Origin of the sequence: Pseudomonas sp. KB_15 (assembly GCF_052114525.1) — a bacterium.
Classification (GTDB): domain Bacteria; phylum Pseudomonadota; class Gammaproteobacteria; order Pseudomonadales; family Pseudomonadaceae; genus Aquipseudomonas.
The window spans coordinates 55,170-77,863 of the sequence record NZ_JBFREX010000002.1; the positions used below are offsets into that span (position 1 = coordinate 55,170).

The 22,694-nt window shown below is 60.7% G+C and carries 21 protein-coding genes; 11 read left to right on the top strand and 10 right to left on the bottom strand.

The genetic code is table 11. The features are described 5' to 3' along the window. Window positions 1-110: 110 nt before the first annotated feature. From urtE to ureC, 7 genes are all read left to right on the top strand, one after another. Window positions 111-809: an urea ABC transporter ATP-binding subunit UrtE gene (gene urtE / locus AB4Z35_RS02720; RefSeq protein WP_442095944.1), complete on the top strand. Its 699-nt coding sequence runs from the start codon at window positions 111-113 to the stop codon at window positions 807-809. Window positions 810-851: 42 nt separating this feature from the next. Beyond that, window positions 852-1,688 carry an urease accessory protein UreD gene (locus tag AB4Z35_RS02725; RefSeq protein ID WP_442095945.1) on the top strand — a complete coding sequence of 279 codons (837 nt, stop codon included), beginning with the start codon at window positions 852-854 and terminating at the stop codon, window positions 1,686-1,688. A 156-nt stretch (window positions 1,689-1,844) separates the two neighbouring features. Next, window positions 1,845-2,147: an urease subunit gamma gene (locus AB4Z35_RS02730; RefSeq protein WP_007999380.1), complete on the top strand. Its 303-nt coding sequence runs from the start codon at window positions 1,845-1,847 to the stop codon at window positions 2,145-2,147. 9 nt (window positions 2,148-2,156) lie between these two features. Continuing rightward, a complete protein-coding gene (locus AB4Z35_RS02735) occupies window positions 2,157-2,690 on the top strand; it encodes a GNAT family N-acetyltransferase (protein WP_442095946.1) in 534 nt (177 codons plus the stop codon). Between the two features lie 6 nt (window positions 2,691-2,696). After that, window positions 2,697-3,230 (top strand): GNAT family N-acetyltransferase, encoded by a 534-nt coding sequence (locus AB4Z35_RS02740; protein ID WP_007990854.1) that lies wholly within the window; start codon window positions 2,697-2,699, stop codon window positions 3,228-3,230. Next, window positions 3,230-3,535 carry an urease subunit beta gene (locus tag AB4Z35_RS02745; RefSeq protein WP_007999385.1) on the top strand — a complete coding sequence of 102 codons (306 nt, stop codon included), beginning with the start codon at window positions 3,230-3,232 and terminating at the stop codon, window positions 3,533-3,535. The genes AB4Z35_RS02740 and AB4Z35_RS02745 overlap by 1 nt, the downstream gene beginning before the upstream one ends. Before the next feature lie 160 nt (window positions 3,536-3,695). Further along, on the top strand, window positions 3,696-5,396 hold the full coding sequence (gene ureC, locus AB4Z35_RS02750; protein ID WP_442095947.1) for an urease subunit alpha: 1,701 nt from the start codon (window positions 3,696-3,698) through the stop codon (window positions 5,394-5,396). 185 nt (window positions 5,397-5,581) lie between these two features. Here ureC and AB4Z35_RS02755 read toward each other — a convergent pair whose 3' ends face one another. Then, window positions 5,582-5,929: a DUF6124 family protein gene (locus AB4Z35_RS02755; protein ID WP_442095948.1), complete on the bottom strand. Its 348-nt coding sequence runs from the start codon at window positions 5,927-5,929 to the stop codon at window positions 5,582-5,584. Window positions 5,930-6,386: 457 nt separating this feature from the next. Beyond that, window positions 6,387-11,651: a dermonecrotic toxin domain-containing protein gene (locus AB4Z35_RS02760; protein ID WP_442095949.1), complete on the bottom strand. Its 5,265-nt coding sequence runs from the start codon at window positions 11,649-11,651 to the stop codon at window positions 6,387-6,389. Between the two features lie 245 nt (window positions 11,652-11,896). On the opposite strand from AB4Z35_RS02760, the gene AB4Z35_RS02765 reads away from it, so the two are divergent. Beyond that, window positions 11,897-13,024: a sensor histidine kinase gene (locus tag AB4Z35_RS02765; protein WP_442095950.1), complete on the top strand. Its 1,128-nt coding sequence runs from the start codon at window positions 11,897-11,899 to the stop codon at window positions 13,022-13,024. Between the two features lie 149 nt (window positions 13,025-13,173). On the opposite strand, the gene AB4Z35_RS02770 is transcribed toward AB4Z35_RS02765, so the two are convergent. Together AB4Z35_RS02770 and AB4Z35_RS02775 are read right to left on the bottom strand one after the other, a co-directional pair. Then, entirely contained in the window at window positions 13,174-13,479 is a 306-nt protein-coding gene (locus AB4Z35_RS02770) for a chaperone modulator CbpM (protein WP_442095951.1), read from the bottom strand. Window positions 13,480-13,506: 27 nt separating this feature from the next. After that, the gene (locus tag AB4Z35_RS02775; protein ID WP_442095952.1) at window positions 13,507-14,451 is read right to left on the bottom strand and encodes a DnaJ C-terminal domain-containing protein; all 945 of its coding nucleotides are present in this window, start codon (window positions 14,449-14,451) and stop codon (window positions 13,507-13,509) included. A gap of 297 nt (window positions 14,452-14,748) precedes the next feature. On the opposite strand from AB4Z35_RS02775, the gene AB4Z35_RS02780 reads away from it, so the two are divergent. Further along, window positions 14,749-16,023: an Hsp70 family protein gene (locus AB4Z35_RS02780; RefSeq protein ID WP_008001051.1), complete on the top strand. Its 1,275-nt coding sequence runs from the start codon at window positions 14,749-14,751 to the stop codon at window positions 16,021-16,023. Between the two features lie 134 nt (window positions 16,024-16,157). Here AB4Z35_RS02780 and AB4Z35_RS02785 read toward each other — a convergent pair whose 3' ends face one another. The 3 genes from AB4Z35_RS02785 to AB4Z35_RS02795 form a co-directional block, all read right to left on the bottom strand. After that, entirely contained in the window at window positions 16,158-17,171 is a 1,014-nt protein-coding gene (locus tag AB4Z35_RS02785; RefSeq protein ID WP_442095953.1) for an AI-2E family transporter, read from the bottom strand. Window positions 17,172-17,407: 236 nt separating this feature from the next. After that, complete coding sequence (locus AB4Z35_RS02790; RefSeq protein ID WP_442095954.1) at window positions 17,408-17,716, bottom strand: PsiF family protein; 309 nt, start codon at window positions 17,714-17,716, stop codon at window positions 17,408-17,410. Between the two features lie 64 nt (window positions 17,717-17,780). Beyond that, window positions 17,781-18,575, bottom strand: coding sequence for an AraC family transcriptional regulator (locus tag AB4Z35_RS02795; RefSeq protein WP_442095955.1), 795 nt, complete (start codon window positions 18,573-18,575; stop codon window positions 17,781-17,783). A 97-nt stretch (window positions 18,576-18,672) separates the two neighbouring features. Here AB4Z35_RS02795 and AB4Z35_RS02800 point away from each other — a divergent pair, with 97 nt between their 5' ends. After that, window positions 18,673-19,560, top strand: coding sequence for a DMT family transporter (locus AB4Z35_RS02800; RefSeq protein WP_442095956.1), 888 nt, complete (start codon window positions 18,673-18,675; stop codon window positions 19,558-19,560). A gap of 89 nt (window positions 19,561-19,649) precedes the next feature. On the opposite strand, the gene AB4Z35_RS02805 is transcribed toward AB4Z35_RS02800, so the two are convergent. The 3 genes from AB4Z35_RS02805 to AB4Z35_RS02815 all read right to left on the bottom strand — a co-directional run bounded on the left by AB4Z35_RS02805 (window position 19,650) and on the right by AB4Z35_RS02815 (window position 21,581). Next, entirely contained in the window at window positions 19,650-20,540 is an 891-nt protein-coding gene (locus AB4Z35_RS02805; RefSeq protein ID WP_442095957.1) for an alpha/beta fold hydrolase, read from the bottom strand. A 96-nt stretch (window positions 20,541-20,636) separates the two neighbouring features. Next, window positions 20,637-20,942: a DMT family transporter gene (locus tag AB4Z35_RS02810; protein WP_442095958.1), complete on the bottom strand. Its 306-nt coding sequence runs from the start codon at window positions 20,940-20,942 to the stop codon at window positions 20,637-20,639. Continuing rightward, window positions 20,943-21,581 (bottom strand): FMN-dependent NADH-azoreductase, encoded by a 639-nt coding sequence (locus AB4Z35_RS02815; RefSeq protein ID WP_442095959.1) that lies wholly within the window; start codon window positions 21,579-21,581, stop codon window positions 20,943-20,945. Between the two features lie 110 nt (window positions 21,582-21,691). Here AB4Z35_RS02815 and AB4Z35_RS02820 point away from each other — a divergent pair, with 110 nt between their 5' ends. Continuing rightward, window positions 21,692-22,606 carry a LysR substrate-binding domain-containing protein gene (locus tag AB4Z35_RS02820; RefSeq protein ID WP_442095960.1) on the top strand — a complete coding sequence of 305 codons (915 nt, stop codon included), beginning with the start codon at window positions 21,692-21,694 and terminating at the stop codon, window positions 22,604-22,606. Window positions 22,607-22,694 lie beyond the last annotated feature (88 nt).

Genomic DNA, 22,694 nt, shown 5'->3' on the forward strand with positions numbered 1-22,694 from the left:
GGGAGCGAGCCTGCTCGCGATAGCGGTGTGTCAGCCACCAACAAAGTTGAATGTGCCGACGTCATCGCGAGCAGGCTCGCTCCCACAGGGGACTTGAGGAGATTTTGAACATGCTGCAAGTCGACAAACTGCACCAGTACTACGGCGGTAGCCACATCCTGCGCGGCCTGACATTCGACGTGAAGGTCGGCGAGGTCACCTGCCTGCTCGGGCGCAACGGCGTGGGCAAGACCACCCTGCTCAAATGCCTGATGGGCCTGCTGCCCGCCAAGGAGGGTGCGGTGAAGTGGGAAGGCAAACCGGTCACCACGTTCAAGCCGCACCAGCGCGTGCATGCCGGCATTGCCTACGTGCCGCAAGGTAGGGAGATCTTTGGCCGCCTCACCGTGGAAGAAAACCTGCTGATGGGGCTGTCGCGTTTCCCCGGTAGCGAAGCCAGGGAAGTGCCGGCGTTCATCTACGAGCTGTTCCCGGTGCTGCTGCAAATGAAGCAACGCCGGGGGGGCGACCTGTCCGGCGGCCAGCAACAACAACTGGCCATCGGCCGTGCGTTGGCCAGTCGCCCTCGCCTGCTGATCCTCGATGAGCCCACCGAAGGCATCCAGCCGTCGGTGATCAAGGAAATCGGTGCAGTGATCAAAAAACTCGCCGCCCGGGGCGACATGGCAATTCTACTGGTCGAGCAGTTCTACGACTTCGCCGCCGAACTGGCCGATCAATACCTGGTGATGTCCCGGGGCGAAATCGTGCAACAGGGTCGCGGCGAGAATATGGAAGCCGAAGGTGTGCGCGGCCTGGTTACCATCTAAGGTTCGATCTAATCTGTAGCATCCTAACGATAATTAGAAACCATGAATCTACCTGCCTCCCTTTTGTTCACGCCCAGTTGGCATGCCGAGCTCGAACTGGGTTATGCCCGGTTCGGCGAGACCTCGCGCCCGGTTCTGCGCCGGCATAAAGGTCCGCTGCGGGTACAAAAACACCTGTATGCCGAAGGACCGGAAGTCTGCCAGCACATCATCGTCCACCCACCCGGCGGGATTGCCGGCGGTGATCGGCTGGACATCTCGGCCAGCGTCGAACGCGATGCCTGGGCACAGATCACCAGCCCCGGTGCGGCCAAGTGGTATCGCGCCGCCGGCCCCGCCCGGCAGCAACTAAAGTTGAAGGTGGCGGCCGGTGCGACACTGGAATGGCTACCCCAGGAGACGATCATTTTCAGCGCTGCCCAGGCTGAACTCAGCACCACTATTGACCTTGAAGGCGATGCGCGGCTGTTCTACTGGGACGTCGTGGCCCTGGGGCGTCCGGCCAGTGGCGAGCGCTTCGACCTTGGACACTTCCAGGCGCAACTGGATATCCGTCGCAACGGTCAGTTGCTCTGGCATGAGCGCCAGCGCATTGTCGGGGCGGACGGTTTGCTTGATTCGCCCATCGGGCTGGATGGGCAGCCGGTGTTTGCGACATTGTTGGTGACCGAGGAAATCGATGGCGACTTGCTGGAAACCTGCCGCTCGCTGCCCAACGACGTGCGCGGGGATCTGACCCAACTGCCTGGGTTGCTGGTTGCACGGTGTCTGGCCAGTGAAGCGTTGTTGGCGCGGGGATGGCTGATTGAACTTTGGAAGTTGTTACGTCCTGCCCTTCTGGGTCGCGAGGCCGTATCACCCAGAATATGGAGCACCTGAATTGCTTTTTTGTGGGAGCGAGCTTGCTCGCGATTGCGGTGTGTCAGGCGCCATGAATGTTGACTGTGCCGACGCCATCGCGAGCAGGCTCGCTCCTACAGGGGATTTGTATTTACAAATCCAACACCTTTTAACTGCCGATTATGGATGTCTACGATGGACCTGACCCCACGCGAAAAAGACAAGCTGCTGATCTTCACTGCCGGCCTGGTGGCCGAACGGCGTTTGGCTCGCGGTGTGAAGCTCAATTACCCGGAGGCCATGGCCTACATCTCCGCCGCGCTGCTTGAAGGCGCCCGCGACGGCCAGACCGTGGCCGACCTGATGCACCTGGGCACCACCCTGCTGACCCGCGAACAGGTGATGGAAGGCATCCCGGAAATGATCCCGGAAATCCAGGTCGAGGCCACCTTCCCCGACGGCACCAAACTGGTCACCGTCCACCAACCCATCGCCTGAGGTCGCGCCATGACTTACCACATTCGCGATGCCGTGCATGCCGATCTGCCGGCCATTCGCGACATCTACAACGACGCGGTGCTCAACACCACGGCGATCTGGAACGAGCAAGCGGTCGACCTCGAAAACCGCCAGGCCTGGTTCAGCGCCCGGCAATCCCAGAGTTATCCGATTCTGGTGATTGTCGATGCCGACAACTCGGTGCTCGGGTACGCCTCGTTCGGCGACTGGCGACCGTTCGACGGTTTCCGCCACACCGTCGAGCATTCGGTCTACGTGCGCAGCGACCAGCGTGGCAATGGCCTCGGCCCGCAACTGATGGAAGCACTGATCGAGCGCGCCAAAGGCTGCGGCAAGCACGTGATGGTCGCCGCCATCGAAAGCGGTAACGCCGCATCCATTCGCTTGCATGAGCGCATCGGCTTCGTGACCACCGGGCAAATGCCCCAGGTCGGCACCAAGTTCGGTCGCTGGCTGGACCTGACCTTCATGCAACTGACCCTCAATCCTGGCGCGCAACCGCCGAGCGCCAGCAAGGAGTGATACCCGATGAACCCCGCCCAACTGCGACGCGTCAACGTTGAAAGCTTTGCGCACTATCGTCAGGGATTGATCGACCTGCTGCTCGATGCCGTCGGCTATGGCGCCAGTGTCGGCTTCATGGCCGACCTCGATGCCACCCAGGCCCGCGCGTATTTTGATGAAGTTCAGGAGAACCTGAACAAGGGCAATGTGTTGCTGTGGGTGGTGGTCAAGGACGAACAGGTGCTGGCCAGCGTGCAACTGACGCTGTGCCAGAAAGCCAACGGGCTGAACCGTGCCGAGGTGCAAAAGCTGTTGGTGCGCGAACAGGCGCGACGTCGCGGTCTCGGCCAACAATTGATGACTGCGCTTGAGCAGGCCGCCCTGCAGCACAAGCGCGGCATGCTTTATCTCGACACCGAGGCGGGCTCTCCTGCCGAAGACTTCTACAAGGCGCTGGGTTACACCCGCGCCGGCGAAATTCCCGACTATGCCTGCGACCCGAGCGGCCGCTACAAGCCGACTGCCCTCTACTACAAGATTCTCCAAGGAGCCCATTGATGATTCCCGGTGAATACCAGATCCAGCCCGGCGAGATCGAACTCAACGTCGGCCGGCGCACCCTCAGCCTGATGGTGGCCAACAGCGGCGACCGGCCGATCCAGGTCGGCTCGCACTACCACTTTTTCGAAACCAACGACGCGCTCACGTTCGACCGCGCCGCCAGCCGCGGCATGCGCCTGAACGTCCCCGCCGGTACGGCGGTGCGCTTCGAACCGGGGCAGAGCCGCGAGGTGGAGTTGGTGGATTTGGCGGGGCATCGTCGGGTGTTCGGCTTTGCCGGCAGGATCATGGGCGATCTCTGATTAATGCGATGTCTGCACCGGCCCCTTCGCGAGCAAGCCCGCTCCCACATTCGACCGAGTTCCTCCAGTTGGAATGCGGGCAACTGTGGGAGCGGGCTTGCTCGCGAATCTGTTGGCGAAGCGAACAGCCTCAAACTCAATTGAATCTCAAGGCGAACACATGAAGATTTCCCGTCAAGCCTACGCCGACATGTTCGGTCCCACCGTCGGTGACAAGGTGCGCCTGGCCGATACCGAGTTGTGGATCGAAGTGGAACAGGACTTCACCACCTACGGCGAAGAAGTGAAATTCGGTGGCGGCAAAGTGATCCGCGACGGTCAGGGCCAGAGCCAATTGTTGGCGGCCGATGTGGTCGACACGGTAATCACCAACGCGCTGATCATCGATCACTGGGGTATCGTCAAGGCCGACGTCGGTCTCAAGGACGGGCGCATCGCCGCGATAGGCAAGGCCGGCAACCCGGACATCCAGCCCAACGTCAGCATCGCCATTGGCGCCAGCACCGAAGTCATCGCCGGCGAAGGCATGATCCTTACTGCCGGCGGTATCGACACCCACATCCACTTCATCTGCCCGCAGCAGATCGAAGAGGCGTTGATGAGCGGCGTCACCACCATGATCGGCGGCGGCACCGGGCCAGCCACCGGCACCAATGCGACCACATGCACCTCCGGACCATGGCACCTGGCGCGCATGCTCCAGGCCGCCGATGCCTTCCCGATGAACATCGGCCTGACCGGCAAGGGTAACGCCAGCCTGCCGGAGCCGTTGATCGAACAGGTCAAGGCCGGTGCCATCGGCCTCAAGTTGCATGAGGACTGGGGCACCACGCCGGCGAGCATCGACAACTGCCTGAGCGTGGCGGATCAGTACGATGTTCAGGTGGCGATCCACACCGACACCCTCAACGAGTCCGGTTTCGTCGAGGCCACCCTCGCCGCCTTCAAGGGTCGCACCATTCACACCTATCACACCGAAGGTGCCGGTGGCGGACATGCACCGGACATCATCAAGGCCTGCGGTTTTGCCAACGTACTGCCGAGTTCCACCAACCCGACCCGGCCGTTCACCCGCAATACCATTGACGAACACCTCGACATGCTGATGGTCTGCCACCACCTGGACCCGAGCATTGCCGAAGACGTGGCCTTCGCCGAAAGCCGCATCCGCCGCGAGACGATTGCCGCCGAAGACATCCTCCACGACCTCGGCGCGTTCTCGATGATCAGCTCCGATAGCCAGGCCATGGGCCGGGTCGGCGAAGTCATCACGCGCACCTGGCAGAGCGCCGACAAGATGAAAAAACAGCGCGGCCCCTTGCCCGGTGATGGCGAAGGCAACGACAACTTTCGCGCCAAACGCTACATCGCCAAGTACACCATCAACCCGGCGATCACCCATGGCATCAGTCACGAAGTGGGCTCGGTGGAAGTCGGCAAATGGGCCGACCTGGTGCTGTGGCGTCCGGCGTTTTTTGGCGTGAAACCGACGCTGATTCTCAAGGGCGGCGCCATCGCGGCCAGCCTGATGGGCGACGCCAACGCCTCTATCCCGACCCCGCAACCGGTGCATTACCGCCCGATGTTCGCAAGCTACGGCGGCTCGTTGCATGCCACCAGCCTGACCTTCATCAGCCAGGCCGCGCAGGAAGCCGGCCTTCCCGAGGCCCTGGGTTTGAAGAAGAAAATCGCCGTGGTCAAAGGTTGCCGCGAGGTGCAGAAAACCGACCTGATCCACAACGACTACCTGCCGAATATCGATGTCGATCCGCAGACCTATCAGGTCCAGGCCGATGGTGTGTTGCTGTGGTGTGAACCGGCGGATGTATTGCCGATGGCACAGCGGTATTTCCTGTTCTGAGTTTGCCTGCGTACGGCTCCGTAGCAGCTGCCGAGCTTGCGAGGCGGCGTTCGGCTGCGCAGCAGTCGTAAAACCTGGGTGCGAGGTATATCTGAAACACCGCTTCGTCTGACTTTACGACTGCTTCGCAGCCGAACGCCGCCTCGCAAGCTCGACAGCTGCTACAGAATCGAACGCAGGTTTCGTCAGTTGGTTTGTTTGGCGATTATTGCCGCCATTTCCGGTTCATCCAGGTGATCCAGCGCTTTATCCACCAGCAAATGCACGCCATCGGCCATGCGGCTGAGTGCCAGGGCCACGGAGCGGCTTGAGCCTTGCACATGGTCGGCGAGGTCGGCGGCGATTGCACTGATGGACAGCAGATCTTGCGAAGCATTGGCCAGCAGTGATTCGGTGTTGACGTCCGGGCAGACGATGAAAAGTTGGCCTTTGCGTTTCGGTGGTTTTTTTTCGGTAGGTGGGAAGTGATGGTCGAGGGATTCGTAGGGCGATGCCGGATCTGTTTCCGGAGGGTTTGGCGTTACCTTGAACATGATCTTCAATTCCATAAGTGATGCCGACACCACTTCGCGACTAAACGAATGGGGTGGCGGCTGTACGCAGGTTAGTCGGACCGGGGAATTGAAGAAGCCGGCGCACCCGAAGGTGCCCTGCGCACAGCCACCATCAAATGCAGGTAGAAAACACCTGTCTGATGGACGCTTGTGCAACTTCAATTACCAGCGGGCGACTAAACCCGACCACCGATGGGCAGTGGCAGGGAAACGATAGAGGCCAGGCCCTAGGTGCACAAGCCGGCGGATTCTGGCGCAACCGTAGGCAATGGCACAAGGTTTTGTAGCTTTCGTGAAGTAACTTTGAGAGCGGTTGAACAAGGCCTGTCGATAAGCGTTTAAAGATGCAGGAAAGCGCTTTGCGCACGAGGAAAAACCCTCGGAAACTGAAGACACTTCCCACACTCTTATGTCGAGGCCTTGGCCTTTTCGGTTCTTATTGAGCGGAAGAAATTTTCAATCGCGGCAACCGGGCCCGATCCATCGCCTGTCGAGTAAGCGTCAGAAGACGCTGCCTGACCTGCTGATCGATCTCAGTCAGCGCTTGGGTATAAGCCTCGTCGCTCATCAGCAGATCTGCGGCGTACTCGTCTTCCTTTTTGCCCAATTCGCGACAAAGCGCCTTGATCTCCTGCTCTACGGCGGTCTGGTCAGCCGGTGCCACTGCCTCGGCCCGTCGCTGCAAGGCATCCTGCAACTCGGTGGTGGCGTCGATTCTTCTTTTCAAACCGCTGAGCTCTTCGCTGTTTGTCGACTCCAGCCAGGTTCGCCACAGCGGTTGGTCAAGAATCCGCTCCACCAGCAAATCCCCCTCCTCCAGCGCGACGATCCGCTCGAACGCCGCTTCAATCATCTTTTTGCTGACCCCGGCAATGTTGCGGAACTGCATGCCTCGCGCCTGCCATGGCAGGTCGAGACGTTCGGCAAGATCGGTCATGTACGCCAGATGCACCTCGACCTCGTCGATGGTGCCGGTCACATTCCCCAGGCGGTCTACCCTGCGAAAATGCTCGCCGGCCGCCACGCGCGCCGCGACCCGCTGGCGAGCGATTGCACCGAGTTCATCGAGCCGGGACTTGCCACATGCCAGCTCCAGCAACTGCGCCTCGATCAGATCCACGCTTTGCAACGCATAGGCCTCATGGATCAACACCTGCATGCCCATGGCATTGAACAACTGCGTCCCGCCATCCACGCATTCGGTGGGTGTGGCGGCTTCGGTGAACAGCTTCACCCGCAGCTCACTGTCAACCTCCATCGCCTCGATCATTCGCCAGACCTTGGCCGTCAGGTCCACCTGATAATCGCCCCCGGCCTTGAAGTCAGCGGACATCGTGAGTTTGCGGATTTCATTGAAGAACGGTAGCGAGTCGAATTCATCCTCGACCTCGTTCCAGCTCTCCTGTTTGAGTTGCCATTGCCGCTCGGTCAAACCCGCCGACCAGTCCGCGCTGTCCACCGTGCCTCGGGGCGGGTACGGACGTTCGGGGTCCATGCCAACCGATTCGATGTACATTTTGAGGGTGTCGAGGTTGTCCGCCGAGATCCATTGCGGTTCGCGACTGATCAGAGTCCTTGCCAGTAACTCGGCACGGAACGAACCGGGCGCAACATCGGGGATGCGGCTGATTGGGTTGTTGCGCAAATCGAGAAAAATATTACGTGGTCGCAACTGGGCAAACAGCCCGATGGGCCAACTGTCCAGCCCCGTTCCATTTAGCAGCAACACTTGCAGGCGTGGCATCCGGCTGATGTCCGGGATGAGTTTCAGCGGATTGCCACGCAGCCCCAAAGATTGCAGGCGCGTCAGTTTTTTCAGGCGATCCACCGCCACGGCATCCAGTTCAATGCGGTTGTCATTGAGGAACAGATTAGCCAGATGAGGCATCTCGCTGACCGCTGGCGGCACGGCGGTGAGCTGGTTGTCCTGCAGATTGAGGTACCTGACACGGCGGTACGAATTCAGAAAAGCCAGATGCTCGTTACGCAGTTGTGCGCTGCGCAGGCTCAGGCTGGTGACATGGTCGAAATTGGCCTCAAGCTTCGGCAGGCTGGCCAGGTGTCGATGAATCATCGGGAAGCTGTCCAGTTCCAGCGCCTGGGGCAATACCACGCCCGGAGCCTCATAGCCTGCGGGGCCGGTTCGCTGCCAGCTTTGCCGAATCAATTTGCACAGCTGCTCGCGCGATTGCCACTCGGCCCGTCCCGCCGCGCTGAAGCGAAAAGAAGTCGTCGGTGAATCCACCCAGCGCCGCAATGTCTGGTTCAACTGATTGAACTCGGCCTCCCGCGCGGTCAGCCGTAGATCGACTGAGCCGCCATTGTGTGTAAACCCCGTCAGCAACGCTTCGACCTGTTCGGGCGAGAAGCCCGGATACAGTGAGCGCGCGCGCCGCCGCAACCCCATGCCGCGCGGCACTTGTTGCGCATAACCTTGCATACCGCCGCGCAAGCGCATGGTGGCAGGATCGTAAGCGGGCCTGAGGGTCGGGTTTTCCAATAGCACTGGTTCCAGCCGATCACGGGCCAGGGGCTGCGCCTTGATCGTTTCCTCCAGCTTTGCGGCGTCATGGATCTCATACCCCAGCGCCACTCGCGCCTGATCAGGCAGTGCGTGCAGGATGCCGGCATACAGTGAGTCGTTACCGTGCAGATGCAGATCGAGCCCGTCCCGCGCCTGATACTTTCCATCGGCGCCGACAACCAGCACCTTGCGCTGTGTCGCGTTCTGCGCGCCGATGCTGTCGAGCAACGCACCCTGGGCGGAATATTCACGGATCTCCAGACGCAGATCCGCTGGCCAGCCCGACAAGATTTCAAGCGTATGCAAGACCAGCCGGTCGCAGTCGAGGGTGTGCAGTTCCTCGAGGTAAAGCCCCTCATAAGCCCGAGTCAGGCGCACTTGCCGTTCAGCTTCCCGCGCCTGTTGCGCCAGCTTCAGCGGCACGCGCTTTTTTGCACTGAGGTGCCGCAGATCGGAGGGTTGGACCTGCTGTATCAGCTCTTCAGCCATGCCGGTGGAGAGCTGCGGATAATCTCTTTTGAGCAACTGCACCAACGGGTTGTCCGAGCGCTCGCGAAGCGCATTCAGGCTGTCGAAAAGTCGTCTGGTGGATTTGCCCGCCTGCGTGGCCAATAACGCACGTATGGCTTCGATTCGCGCCTTTCTGTCGCCGGCCAGCCATTGGCCCAGAACCTCGCGCAGCTCCTGCTCATCAAGAAAATCGATGACTCGCTCTGGCAATTTCCCGGCGACAAGGTCCTGGCGCGAGATTCTCAGTGTCTGCGCCGGTTGCGCATCCGCGTACCCCTCTTTAACCAACGGGCTTGCCTCGTCCGCCTGGTCGAAGATTTCAATGGCTTTGCCCTCGGGCCATCCGGGCAATTCAGTCATGAATTTCGCAACGAAAGCGGCCCACTCCTCACCGATCCGACCATCGAGGATGAGTTGCGCACAAGCCGCCGCATCGGCATGCGCCTTGAAACGCTTGAGCGTGTCGACCAGCATGACCGGCGGGGTTTCATGTTCCACGTGCAACCGCCTGAGCACGTTCTCGTGCACGCCGCTGACGGTCAGTGCTTGCCCGAGGGTCTCGTCGGAAAGCTCCTGCGCCGGCGGCCCCAGGCGTCTGAGCAAGCGGGTTTTGTCCCATTCCAGCGGCTGATCGAGTTCGGTCCTCCAGCTACCGGCGCCGTTGTGTTCCAGCAAGGGTTGATAGGCATCGACGCGGGTCGGATGCAGCAAACGATGCTGCCCGGTCGCCGCGTCCTGTTTCACGCTGTAGGTTTTATCCTCCAGCCGCAGGAAGTCCTGTTGCTGGTGCGAGTACAGGCCGTGGTCGCTGATCGGCGCGTCCACCGGCAGGGTCACTGAATGCTCATAGGGACTCAGTTGCGGATTCCACAAGCGCTGCTTGCCGGCTACCTCCACTGGTTTGAGACCCTCGACGAACGGCGAAACCTTGATCGGCGTCGGCACACCGCCTGGCAAGACATGCCCGGCTCCCATGAGTGCCAGTTGCGCGAAGTTGATCAATACGCCGTTGAGGTACGCCGAGGCCTCCTCCTTGTCACCCTTGCTCCAGTCTTCGATGCCCTCCGCCAGTTCGGCGAGCATTTGCGCGACCATGACGCCGAGCATGGCTTCACCCAGGCCGGGCACCAGCATCGCGGCGAAATTGAAGAGGTTCCAGCCGATCGACAGGTAACTGGTCAGGCGCTTGAAACGGGCCTGGGCATCCTCGTCGTCGGTCGGTACGGCAATGTGGCTGGCATCGGCGATGGCTTTGTCGCGCCGCTCGACAAACAGCGTCTGCCACAGTTCGCCGGCGAGCTGATTGGTGATCGGTTCGGCGTCGGGATTTTCGACCGCCGTTTCACGCCACCATGGCTCCATGTCCAGCGGTTCGCGCTGATGCCAGGTAAAGGTGGTGAGGCGCTCTTTGACCCGGGCGAAAAAACGGCCCTTGTCCCTGTGTGCCACGAAGCGGCTGAAAAAGGCCTGGTACTCGGTATCGCGCAACTGGCCGATCAGCGATTTCATGAACGCGGTCAGCGATGGATATTCCTTGAGCGGATGATCCGGATCATCCGGCACGTAGGCGATCAGCGGACCGGACAAACGGCTCTGCTGATAAATGTCCTCCTTGCGCAGCATCGCATCGATCACGCCCTGCGGGCCATTGGCGAAGAACGCCTGCAACAGCTGGTATTGCTCGTACTCCTTGCCCGGCAACAGCGGAATCCGCTGCGACCAGTCGAGCCAGAACTTCAGGCTGTCGGGGGGCAAGGCCTCGACAGCCTGCCTGGCCAGCGATGGCTCACTGACCGCGCTGAACAACACGATGCCGGTCATCCTGAAGCCCATGAGCGACAGGCGATGGCAGAGCAAAGGCTGGCCATACAGACTGACGCCGGCGCGATCATTGCGGATGTCGAGCAGCTTGCCGTAGGCGTGATCGCTGATGTCACCCTTCAGTCGGGCGATCAGTGCGGCCAAATGAAAGGCCGCTTTTTCGCTCGCAATCGAATCCTGCTGCACATTCTGCTGCGCCCGGGGTGCGGCGGGCAGCAGGATGGATTTGATGTGTTGCTGGTATTTCGCGCCAATGTCCAGCTCCCGGCACAGCGCTGCAAACCCGGCCACGGGTATTTGCGGCATGGGTTCAAGCGCGCCGGCCTGCCCCTTGCGGTAAACGCTCGAGCCGCTACGCCATGCGCCTTCAGTGGCTTCAGCCGCCTCGAAGTTGTGCAGCGTCGCTTCCAGCAAAGTGGATTTGCTCACACGCGTGGCGCCGTTATCGATGACAAGGGCAATCGGGGCCGGCACTTCAAGTTCGACGCACAGATCCCTGGCTTTTTCGGTGGTATTGAATCTGGACTGCAATAACGCGTCGAGCAGCGGTTCGGCGAAGGCATCGATGTCCTGTTGCAAGTTCCCCAGGGTCTTGTCCAGTACGCCTTGCAGGCGCCAGCGCTCATCGATCAGTTGCTTGAGGTATTGGCGGTCCATTTCCCGTGCGCGTCCATACCATTCGGGTATCGGGGGCTGGAGGGTTTCAAGGGTTTTCAACCTCGCTGGCGAGGCATTTTTGATAGCGTCCGGTATCACGCCCAGCACGCGTTGGTAATGAATGCCGGTGTTATCGGCGGGAGATGTTTCGGTGGGTTCCATCGAGTTGCTTCCATGCAAGTCAGGCATCGGTCGATCACTTCAGACAAGAAAAAGAACCAACAGCTTATTCCCCAGCGCTTGAAACAAAAGTCCAAATAACTGTTTGACAAGCACCGCGAAAGCGTCCGGACGGATCGAAAATCAAGTCGCCTTCAATACATAAATACCGCCCGATAATCCGCCATCGTGCCTGTGCATGAGCGGTCGTGTTTTTTCCGCCAAAGGGACTAATATTCGATCCGCTGTCCCCGATTCATGCTCAGGTAACCGCCATGCGTCTTTCCGAATTCATCGTGCTACACGTTGATCGCATCGTCGATGAGTGGGAGCAGTTCGCCACATCCATCACCCCGGCCGCCGAGTCCATGGACAGCGCCGCCTTGCGTGACCATGCCCGGTCGATACTGCTGGCCGCAGCCCGGGACATGTGCAAGCCCCAGTCACCCTCCGAACAAGCGGCCAAGGCGCGCGGCGAAGGTCCGGAGAAAACCCCGAGCCTCGACGAGGCCGGTGCCAGCCATGGCGAGTTGCGCCATACCGTGGGTTTTGATCTGGTGCAGATGACCAGTGAATTCCGTCATTTGCGCGCCTGCGTCATCCGCCTGTGGGTCAACAGCCTGCAATCGCCTGACCTGGCCTACTTCCAGGACATGATCCGTTTCAACGAAGCCATCGACGAGGCCCAGGCCGAATCCACCGCCGCCTATGCCGAAATGGTCAACCGCTCCCGGGACATTTTCCTCGCGATCCTCGGTCATGACCTGCGCGCTCCCCTGCAGGCGGTGAGCATGTCCACCGAAATTCTGCTGCGCAAAGCCGCGCTCGAAGGTGATGCGCTCAGGTGCGCGATCAATATCCAGCACAGTACCGGGCACCTCGCGGTGATGGTCAGGGATTTGCTGGAACTGGTGCGCAGTCGCCTGGGCAAGCACCTGCCGATCGAACCGGCGCCCATGGACCTGGCCGAAGCGGTGCACGAAGCGATTGCGCGGGCTTGTGCCGGTCAACCGGAGTGCGATCCGATCCTGACTGTACAGGGTGACACCCACGGTACCTGGGACCCACGCAGGCTCGATCAGATGCTGCAAAACCTGATCGGCAATGCCTTGCAGCATGGCTCGAGCAAACGTGAAGTGACCTTGACCCTCAAGGGCGAGGCCGACAGCGTTCGGCTGACGGTGCACAACGACGGCATCCCGATTCCCGTCGACGCGATCCCGACGATTTTCGACCCGCTGGTGCGCAGCGCCAGCGAAGAACTCGGCGAGCCCACTACCAGCCTCGGATTGGGGCTGTTTATCGTCAAGGAAGTGGTCGACGCCCATCGGGGAACGATTGAAGTCAGCTCCAATGAGAGCGATGGCACGACGTTTACCGTGGTGTTGCCGAGGAAGATGTAATGCCGTAATACCGCGTTATCGTTCATCGCGAGCAAGCTCGCTCCCACAGGGGACTTTCATCACGACACAAACCAATGTGGGAGCGAGCTTGCTCCGGGCGGCGTTCCGACGATAGCGTCCGAACAGACAGCAAAGAAATACCTGAACGACTACTCCACCAACAACCGCCCCAACCGCTGCTTGAGCATGCGGTTCTCGGCCCGCAGCTGCTGCACTTCTTCGAGCAGGTCCAGCGCCAGGGCGACGCCTTCCCATTCCAGGTCAAGGTCGCGCCGCAGCTTGGCGGCGCGCTTGGCCAGGGTCAGCTCGTAGTCGTTGAAAACCCAGTCCTTGGGCTGAGTGCCCTGAGGTTCGAGGATGCCGTGCTCGACGATTTCGATCACGTAGGCGTCCGACAGCTCGGTCGCCTCACAGAATTCTGCCATGTCCAGTTGAACGATCAGGGGACTGCTCATTGTCAGTGACTCCTTGGTTCTAAGGGATCAAAAGTGCTCTCGCGGGTCGAACGCGGCTTTTTTCGCCAGCTCCTGCCACAGGGCCTTGATGTCATCGTCGGATTTCTTCGGCATCACGGCCTTCAGTTGCACGAACAGGTAACCGCGCTCACCGGCCTTGTTCATCAGGCCATGGCCCTTGGCGCGCATGCGCTGGCCGTTCTGGCTGCCGGCCGGCACCTTGAGGTTGATCTTGCCGGTCAGGGTCGGCACGGCGACTTCAGCGCCCAGCGCCAGCTCCCACGGTGCCAGTGGCAAGGTGATGATCAGGTTCTCGCCTTCGACGTCGAACTTCGGGTGCGGTGCAAAACGGATCGTCAGGTACAGGTCGCCATTGGCGCCGCCACCCACGCCCGGAGCGCCCTGCCCCTTGAGGCGAATGCGCTCGCCGTCGCTCACACCGGCGGGGATCTTCACGTTCAGGCTCTTGCTGGTGTTGCTCACATGCTGGCCGGCCGCGTTGTACTGCGGCACCTGGAAGGTGACCTTCTTCGACTCGGTCGACAGTGTTTCTTCGAGAAAAATCCCAAGTTCCATTTCCACGTCCTGCCCTCGACGTCCTGTGCTGCGACGCGACTGTCCACCACCAAAGCCTGGCCCACGGTTGCCGAAGATCGAACTGAAAAAGTCCGAGAAATCGCCCGTGTCCTGACCGCCACCACCGAAACCGCCACGGCTTTGCCAGCCTGGTGGTCCCTGGAACGGTTGGCCGTGCTGGCCATAGCGGCGCAACTCATCGTATTCGGCGCGTTTATCGGCGCTTTTCAGCGCTTCATAGGCTTCCGAAGCGTCCTTGAATTTGGCCTCGGCATCCTTTTCCTTGCTGACGTCAGGGTGGTATTTGCGCGCCAGCTTGCGATAGGCGGCCTTGATCGCCTTATCGTCTGCGGTCGGCTCCACACCGAGAATCTTGTAATAGTCTTTGAAGTCCATCGCGGGAATCACCATCCGTTATCAAATCGCGCCACGGGCCACAGCATGCGCTTGTTTGCAGCCATTGGTTTGACCGATCTCAAGTTTGTGACCGGGCGGCGCGGCAGAAGTTTATCGGCAGCAGGCGGGGCTTCTTGCGAGCACTCCCGCGGCTGTCCGGTTGATGCAGGGTAGTTTGGGGGGGAAGCCCCATCTTTCAAGGCACTGTTTGCGAAGAATTAGCAGATAACCGGCCTTCGAATCTGGCGCGCTCTGACATACACTGCGCGGCCGTTTTTTAACCGGAACCTGAAAGACATGAACAACGCATCTCCAGCCCGTGCCTTGGGAATCGACTTTGGCACGTCCAACTCCACCGTCGGCTGGCTGCGCCCCGGCGTGGAAACGCTGATCGCGCTGGAGGACGACAAGATCACCCTGCCGTCGGTGGTCTTCTTCAATATCGAAGAACGTCGCCCGGTGTACGGCCGGCTGGCGCTGCACGAGTACCTGGAAGGTTATGAAGGCCGCCTGATGCGCTCGCTCAAGAGCCTGCTGGGTTCCAAGCTGATCAAGCACGACACCAGCGTCCTCGGCACGGCGATGCCGTTCAAGGACCTGCTCGGGCTGTTCATCGGCCAGCTCAAGAGCCGCGCCGAAGCGTCCGCCGGTCGGGAATTCGAAGAAGTGGTGCTGGGCCGCCCGGTGTTTTTTGTCGACGATGACCCGATGGCCGACAAGGAAGCCGAAGACACCCTGGTAGACGTGGCGCGCAAGATCGGTTTCAAGGAAGTCTCGTTCCAGTACGAGCCGATTGCCGCCGCGTTCGACTATGAGTCGACCATCGAGAAAGAAGAGCTTGTCCTGATTGTGGACATCGGCGGTGGTACCTCCGACTTCTCCCTGGTGCGCCTGTCGCCGGAGCGTCGGGGTGTGGATAACCGCCACGAGGATATCCTCGCCACCGGCGGTGTGCACATCGGCGGAACCGACTTCGACAAACAGCTCAGCCTGCAAGGCCTGATGCCGCTGTTCGGCTACGGCAGCCGCATGAAGAGCGGCGCCTACATGCCGACCAGTCACCACATGAACCTGGCGACCTGGCACACCATCAACTCGGTGTACTCGCAGAAATCGCAACTGGCCCTGGGCAGCATGCGCTACGACATCGAAGACACTGGCGGCATCGATCGCCTGTTCAAGCTGATCGAACAGCGCGCCGGGCACTGGCTGGCCATGGAAGTGGAAGAAACCAAGATCCAGCTGACCCACGCCGACAATCGCCACGTGCCACTGGACCGCATTGAAGCGGGCCTGAGCGTGGACCTGAGCCGTGCGCTGTTCGAGTCAGCCATCGACAGCCTGCTGGAGCGCGTACGCAACAGCGTCACCCAACTGCTGGCAGACGCCGATGTGCGGGTTGACCAGGTCGATACGGTGTTCTTCACCGGCGGTTCGAGCGGAATTCCGGCGCTGCGCAACAGCGTCTCGGCGATGCTGCCGAAGGCGCGGCATGTGGAAGGGAACATCTTTGGCAGTATCGGTAGCGGTCTGGCGATTGAAGCAGCCAAACGTTACGGGTCGATGGACTGATCCAAAATCTTTGGCGCGCCCTTCGCGAGCAAGCCCGCTCCCACATTTGACCGTATTCCATCTGGAGGAACTTGGTTGAATGTGGGAGCGAGCTTGCTCGCGATGAGGGCATTCCAGGCAATACATCTGCCCGGTCAAACCATCCCCACCTGCTTCAACTCGCTCTTCAGATACGCGTAGTAAATCGGCCCCGCCACCACCCCCGGCAGGCCGAACGCGGCCTCGAACACCAGCATTGCCAGCAGCAACTCCCACGACTTGGCACTGATCTGCCCGCCGACGATGCGCGCGTTGAGGAAGTATTCCAGCTTGTGGATAAAAATCAGGTAACCGAGCGCCGCGACCGCGACCCAGATCGACAACGACAAACCGACGATAGTGATCAGAGTGTTCGACATCAGGTTGCCGATCACCGGCAGCAGGCCTAGCAGGAACGTCAGCACGATCAGGGTTTTGGTCAGCGGCAGCTTGATACCGAACAGCGGCAGGATCACCGCCAGGAAAATCCCGGTGAAGAAGGTGTTGAGCAGGGAAATCTTGATCTGGGCGAACACGATGTTGCGAAACGCCTGGACCAGCAGGTGCAGACGATCGAACAGGGCGGCAGCCAGCGGTTTGCGTTTGGTCAGGTCCGGCACGCGCTGCAAGGCAATGATCGCGCCCAGCACCATGCCGATCAGCAAGGTCACGAACATGTGCGCCGCGTCCTTGCCCACCAGTTGCAACTCGCTGAGGTGCTTGCTGACCCATTCGCCAATCGCCACGCGAAATTCAGCGGCACTGGCCGGTAGATAGGCGTCGATGAACGGCGGCAGTTGCCCGCGCGCGCGGTCGACCACCCCCATGAACTTGTCGAGGGAAGCGCCGGGGTTTTCAGCCTCGTGCAGCAGGAAGCTGATGGCACCGGCAAAGATCAGCGACAGCACGCTGACAATTAGAGTCCCCAGCAATGCCACTGCCAGCCAGCGAGCACGCCGGCCTTCGATCAGCCGTTGCAGTTGCGGGGTGAGCATGTTGACCAGCTCGAACACCAGCAACCCGGCGAGCAGGCTGGGCAGCAACCGTAGCGGCAGGACCAGCAGCAGCCCGCCAAAAATGATGACCCAGCTGATGACCAGCAAAATTTGACGCTGAGAAAACGTTGGCATACAGCCTCAAAAACGAACGGCATAAAAAGGATTGGCAGTCTGCCAGCGATCCGGGGCGAGCACTAGGGATTGTGTGGGGCGACCTTAGTGGGGGTTCAGGTTCTTTTGCCGTGCCCCGACCGGCCTCATCGCGAGCAGGCTCGCTCCCACATTTGTCCGGCGTGCCCGGTTCCACTGTGGGAGCGAGCCTGCTCGCGATGGGGCCCTCACAGCTCCCACATTTTTCAGCCCTATGTTTATTTTTTCTTCAGGCAATCACTCATGAACGCCTTGCGCTCATCACCCTTGAGGGCTTTGGTGGCGGCGTCGGCGTTGCAGGTTTTCATTTTCTCTTGCTGCGGCGTCAAGGCCTTGCCGGCATCGTTTGCCGCCGGTGCGGCCTTCAGGCAGGTGCTCATGAAGGCTTTGCGCTCGTCGCCCTTGAGGCTTTTGGCCGTGGCGTCGGCGTTGCAGGTAGTCATCTTTTCCTGTTGGGCAGTGGCAGCGAAGCCCTGGGAACAGAGCAGCAAACCGATCATCAACAAAGGGGCACGCAACATCTTCATGGAGTTTTCTCCTGGTCGCCACACCGAGGGGCGCGGCCTTGTACTGGAGTGTAGACAACCCCTGTTACACCTTCCTGTTCTCCAGATGGCTGCGTCGGTACTGCTCCGGTGTACACCCGGCCTGGCGCTGGAACATCGCGATAAACGCTGAGCTGGTGCTGTAGCCCATGTCGAAGGCGATCTCTTGAATGCTGCGCTGGCTATCCAGTGCTTCAATCGCTGCCAGAAAGCGCAGGCGCTGGCGCCACTCACCGAAACTCATGCCCAGCTCCCGCACGAACTGCCGCGCCAGGGTGCGCTCGCTGACATGGATGCGTGCGGCCCATTCTGCCAGCGGCTGGTTATCCCCCGGATCGGCCTGCAACGCTTCCAGAATCCCCAGCAATCCGGGGCTGCTGGCGTAGGGCAGGTAACACTCGTGCACCGGGGCCTGTTGCAGTTGATCCACCAATACCTGGGCCAGGCGCTGGTCGGCGGCCTGCTCGGGAATTTGCACGTCCCGGGCGGCGAAGTCCTTGAGGATCGCCTTGAGGATGTCGCTGATGGCCAAGGTACAGGCTCGCGACGGCAGATCGGCGCACACCTTGGGCGCCAGGCACACGGCGCGGTAGTTGACCGGTTGGTGGCTATAGAAACTGTGCTCGATCTGTGGCGGTACCCACACCGCGTATTGCGGTGGCGACATGAAGCGGCTGCCCTCGACGTCCATGTGCAGCACGCCGTGGGCTGCATATTCCAGCGTCCCCCAGGGATGTCGATGGGGGGCCGCGTATTCGTGGGCGTCGAAATCGGCGTAACGAAAGTACACCGCCGACGGCAGTTCGCTGAAATCCAGCAGGTCGATGTGTTTATTGCTCATGCTGTCTGTCATCAGGGGCGGGTTGTCCGGATAGAAGTATAGGCTTGCATCCAGACAAGCGGATAATTGCACTTCATTAATGTTCTGGTTTTTTCCGATGCAATACGCTTATCCCTTGCTGGCCATTTTCATCTGGGCCGGCAACACCGTGATCACCAAAATGTCGGCCGGGGCGATTTTCCCCGCCGAGATCGGTTTCTACCGCTGGCTGCTGGCCGGATTGCTGTTCACGCCCTTCATGCTCAAACCGGTGCTCGCCCATTGGCCGCTGATCCGTCCGAAACTGGGCAAGATCTTTGTCCTCGGGGTACTGGGCATGGCCGTTTATCAAAGCCTGGCGTATTTCGCCGCTAGCCTGACCTCGGCCACCAACATGGGCATCATCCTGTCGCTGATGCCGCTGATGTCGCTCGCCATGGCGATCATCAGCCTCGGCCAGCGCCTGACCATGGGTGCCCTGGCCGGTGCGGTGCTGTCGTTCGCCGGTGTTCTGGTGGTGGTGTCGTCCGGCAGCCTTGGATCATTACTGGAACACGGGGTCAACCTGGGCGACGCGATGATGCTGGTCGCCACCCTGGCCTATGCGGTCTACAGCACTCTGTTGAAAAAATGGCAGTTGAAACTGCCGCCGCTGGTGCTCCTGTATTTGCAGGTGCTGGTGGCCGTGGTGGTTCTGTTTCCGCTGTTCCTCGCCTCACCGAAAGTTGGCCCGACCCTGCAGAACATTCCGCTGGTGCTGTACGCCTGCCTGCTGGCTTCGATGGTCGCGCCGCTGGCGTGGATGCAGGCGGTGGTGCGTTTGGGGCCGAGCCGTACCACGCAGTTTTTCAATTTGCTGCCGTTGATCACCGCATTGATTGCAGCGGTGGTGTTGCATGAGCAGTTGGCGATGTATCACTTGGTAGGTGGTGTGTTGACGCTGGGCGGGGTGATTGTTTCCGAGCGTTGGACCACCGTGCTTGGTCGCAAGATAAGCGTTGCCTGATCCGGCGCTTTCGCGGGCAAGCCCGCTCCCACATTTGGAATGCATTCCCATGTGGGAGCGGGCTTGCTCGCGAAGAACGATAACGCGGTCTAAAGTCCAGCCGTGCTTAGCCGCGCCGCATGCTCGACAAACAACCGGATCGGCTCGGCCCCCTTGCCGACCAGCCCCAGCGACTGATTGACGATATCGAAGTGATCCAGTGGATACTCATCTCCAATCACCGTCCCCAGGTGCGAGCTGTAGCGCCCGACCATGCCGTCGCAATGCCCGGCTTCGCGGACGAAGGTCTTGGCGAACAGTCGGCAACTGCGGTTGGTACCGTCCAGCAGATTGCGCCCGCGATCGGTAATGCCCGGCTGCAAGGTGCCGGACCAGGAGTAATAGCGCACGCCGTTGACCTCTTCCGGTCCGTGACCGCCCCAGATTTCGGGCAAGCCCTGTGGATAACGCCGGTTGAACAGCGCCACGCCCGCGCTGGTGAGGGAGTGATGGGACGCATGGATATCCACCGGCAGCTTCGGTCCGCGGTAACCGGTATCCAGCAACCCCATCAGCGCGCAGACCATCCGCAGTAAAAAGCAGAGCAGGCGACCACGGACGCTGTCATGGGGATAATGCTTGTGCAGGTAATCGGCAAGCTCAGAACCATGGTTCGGCCCCGCCACCGAAGTCACCGATGCGACGAGCTCCGGACGCCTGGCGGCGGCGTAGCGAGCGGTCAATGAGCCTTGGCTGTGACCGATCAGGTTGACCTTGTCGGCCCCGGTTTCCCGCAGGATTTCCTCAATCCGCGCCAACAGTTGCTCACCGCGCACTTCGGTGGAGTTGAGCGGCGAGACCTGCACCGCGAACACCACCGCACCTGCGTGGTGTAACGCTTCGACGATCCCGTACCAGTACGGATAAAGCACCAGACGGATGAATCCGAGCATTCCCGGGACTAACACCAGCGGGTAGCGCGGGGCAGAACCTTGCGACATGGGCGGACATCCTTGTGATCGGGAGTAGACGCAAGGCGGGATGCAAGACATCCGCCAAGCATCGCCAGCGAAGATGACAAGTCTATGTCATCCGCCCTACTTCAACCCCACCACGCCCGCCACGATCAGCCCGACCGAGACCAGCTTGATCACGCTCAGGCTTTCCCCCAGCAGTGCGAACCCGAGGAACACCGTGCCCAGTGAACCGATGGCGGTCCAGATCGGGTATGCGATGCTCACCGGCAACTCGCGCATGGCCAGGGTCAGGAAGTAGATCCCGCCCACGGCTGCCACCACAGTGATCAGCGAAGGCCAGAGCCGGGTGAAGCCCTCGGCATATTTCATGCCCATGGCGAAGGTGACTTCAAACCCGGCGGCGATCAGCAGAAACAGCCAGGCCATCTAGAACTCCCCGGCCAGCGCGAGCAAGCGCTGTTCAGCCTCGGCGGCAGAGACCTCAAAGGTGCGCGCCTCGGACTCTTCGCCCTCGGCCGCGACCACGGTGACGTCGGTGATGCCAATGAAGCCCAGCACCGTGCGCAGTAGCGTGTCGGCATGGTTCATGGCTTCCAGCTCACCTCCCGGGCCAAAACCGAAGCCGCCACGGCTGGTGATGATCAGGGCTTTTTTTCCCTGCACCAACGGTTGGTACTGGGCCACGCCGTTGTCCAGGGTGTGATCAAAGGTCACCCCGACGCGCACGATCTGATCGATCCAGGCCTTGAGCCCGCTCGGTACGCTGAAGTTGTGCATCGGCGTGGAGATCAGCAACACATCGTGGCCAAGCAGTTCGCCGACCAGTTCGTCGCTGAGCGCCAGATCGGCCTGCATCGACAGTGGCCGAGCGGCGGGCTCGGGGTAAAACGCGGCGGCCACGAATGCCTCGTTGACCGGCGGTATCAGCGCCCGCCCGACTTCGCGTCGGGTCAGTTGCGCGTGTGGATGACGGGCCTGCCAGGCCGTCAGAAACACTTCGGCCAAACGGCGCGAATGCGAGCGATCACCACGGGGGCTGGCATGAACGGCAAGAATTTTACTCATCTGAACCTCCTCAAGGACTAAACTCAAACGGCTTGTGGCTTGCAGCTTGAGGCTCGTAGCTGCTCCTCTTCAAATGAGCAAAAATCAGTCTGGATGAATCTATTTCACCCATGGAGTATTCAATGTTTGCCTCGTTGCCGTTGACCGCCCTGCGGGCCTTTGAATCCGCCTCACGCCTGTTGAGCTTCAAGGCTGCCGCCGAGGAACTGTCCGTCACCCCGACGGCGGTGTCTCATCAGATCCGCTCCCTGGAGAGCTGGCTCGGCGTGCCGTTGTTCGAGCGCCTGCCACGCCAGGTGCGCCTGACCGAATGCGGCGAACGGCTGTTCCAGAGCCTGCACGGGGCTTTTCTGGAAGTCGCGCAAAGTGTCGAGACCCTGCGCCCGCAACGCAGCAGCGCCAACCTGACGGTCTCCACCACAGCTGCCTTCGCCGCCCTGTGGCTGGTGCCACGGCTGGGACGTTTCTACGCCCGACACCCGAACATCAACGTGCGCCTCGATACCCACTGCGAAGTCATCGATCTGCATCAGGACGCCAGTGTCGATCTGGTGCTGCGTTACAGTCTCGACGATTACCCCAACCTGTACGGCCAGTGCCTGTTCGATGAGTCCTTCGGTGTCTATGGCTCGCCCGAACAAGTGGCCTTGGCGTCGAGTCGCGCCCCGACACTGATCAGCGTGCGCTGGCACAACTCCAAACTCTATGCCCACGGCTGGGAGGCCTGGTGCGCTCGCTCCGGCGAAACCTGGCTGAGCGGCCGGCCCGCCGTGCGCGAATACGACGAAGAGCATTACGCCCTGCAAGCGGCGATTGCCGGGCAAGGCCTGGTGTTGGCAAGCAATATTCTGGTGTCGGAAAGCGTGGCCAGTGGTCTGTTGTTGCCGTACCGGGGGGAAATCCAGGTCGATGGCGCCGGCTACAGCGCACTGTGCGTGCCGGGACGCGAACGTCATCCACCGGTTCGGGCGTTTTTTGCGTGGTTAAGCGAAGAGGCGTTGGCGTCGGGACATGCTCTGGCGTGAGAATGGTTGCGGCTGCCAAGTCGCCATCGCGAGCAAGCTCGCTCCCACATTGGTCCTGCATACACAGATCCCCTGTGGGAGCGAGCTT

What these genes read in the sequence shown, in the direction of transcription:
- urtE (WP_442095944.1), top strand. Translation starts at nt 111, where the DNA reads ATGCTGCAAGTCGACAAACTGCACCAGTACTACGGCGGTAGCCACATC.
- AB4Z35_RS02725 (WP_442095945.1), top strand. Translation starts at nt 852, where the DNA reads ATGAATCTACCTGCCTCCCTTTTGTTCACGCCCAGTTGGCATGCCGAG.
- AB4Z35_RS02730 (WP_007999380.1), top strand. Translation starts at nt 1,845, where the DNA reads ATGGACCTGACCCCACGCGAAAAAGACAAGCTGCTGATCTTCACTGCC.
- AB4Z35_RS02735 (WP_442095946.1), top strand. Translation starts at nt 2,157, where the DNA reads ATGACTTACCACATTCGCGATGCCGTGCATGCCGATCTGCCGGCCATT.
- AB4Z35_RS02740 (WP_007990854.1), top strand. Translation starts at nt 2,697, where the DNA reads ATGAACCCCGCCCAACTGCGACGCGTCAACGTTGAAAGCTTTGCGCAC.
- AB4Z35_RS02745 (WP_007999385.1), top strand. Translation starts at nt 3,230, where the DNA reads ATGATTCCCGGTGAATACCAGATCCAGCCCGGCGAGATCGAACTCAAC.
- ureC (WP_442095947.1), top strand. Translation starts at nt 3,696, where the DNA reads ATGAAGATTTCCCGTCAAGCCTACGCCGACATGTTCGGTCCCACCGTC.
- AB4Z35_RS02755 (WP_442095948.1), bottom strand. Translation starts at nt 5,929, where the DNA reads ATGTTCAAGGTAACGCCAAACCCTCCGGAAACAGATCCGGCATCGCCC.
- AB4Z35_RS02760 (WP_442095949.1), bottom strand. Translation starts at nt 11,651, where the DNA reads ATGCCTGACTTGCATGGAAGCAACTCGATGGAACCCACCGAAACATCT.
- AB4Z35_RS02765 (WP_442095950.1), top strand. Translation starts at nt 11,897, where the DNA reads ATGCGTCTTTCCGAATTCATCGTGCTACACGTTGATCGCATCGTCGAT.
- AB4Z35_RS02770 (WP_442095951.1), bottom strand. Translation starts at nt 13,479, where the DNA reads ATGAGCAGTCCCCTGATCGTTCAACTGGACATGGCAGAATTCTGTGAG.
- AB4Z35_RS02775 (WP_442095952.1), bottom strand. Translation starts at nt 14,451, where the DNA reads ATGGACTTCAAAGACTATTACAAGATTCTCGGTGTGGAGCCGACCGCA.
- AB4Z35_RS02780 (WP_008001051.1), top strand. Translation starts at nt 14,749, where the DNA reads ATGAACAACGCATCTCCAGCCCGTGCCTTGGGAATCGACTTTGGCACG.
- AB4Z35_RS02785 (WP_442095953.1), bottom strand. Translation starts at nt 17,171, where the DNA reads ATGCCAACGTTTTCTCAGCGTCAAATTTTGCTGGTCATCAGCTGGGTC.
- AB4Z35_RS02790 (WP_442095954.1), bottom strand. Translation starts at nt 17,716, where the DNA reads ATGAAGATGTTGCGTGCCCCTTTGTTGATGATCGGTTTGCTGCTCTGT.
- AB4Z35_RS02795 (WP_442095955.1), bottom strand. Translation starts at nt 18,575, where the DNA reads ATGAGCAATAAACACATCGACCTGCTGGATTTCAGCGAACTGCCGTCG.
- AB4Z35_RS02800 (WP_442095956.1), top strand. Translation starts at nt 18,673, where the DNA reads ATGCAATACGCTTATCCCTTGCTGGCCATTTTCATCTGGGCCGGCAAC.
- AB4Z35_RS02805 (WP_442095957.1), bottom strand. Translation starts at nt 20,540, where the DNA reads ATGTCGCAAGGTTCTGCCCCGCGCTACCCGCTGGTGTTAGTCCCGGGA.
- AB4Z35_RS02810 (WP_442095958.1), bottom strand. Translation starts at nt 20,942, where the DNA reads ATGGCCTGGCTGTTTCTGCTGATCGCCGCCGGGTTTGAAGTCACCTTC.
- AB4Z35_RS02815 (WP_442095959.1), bottom strand. Translation starts at nt 21,581, where the DNA reads ATGAGTAAAATTCTTGCCGTTCATGCCAGCCCCCGTGGTGATCGCTCG.
- AB4Z35_RS02820 (WP_442095960.1), top strand. Translation starts at nt 21,692, where the DNA reads ATGGAGTATTCAATGTTTGCCTCGTTGCCGTTGACCGCCCTGCGGGCC.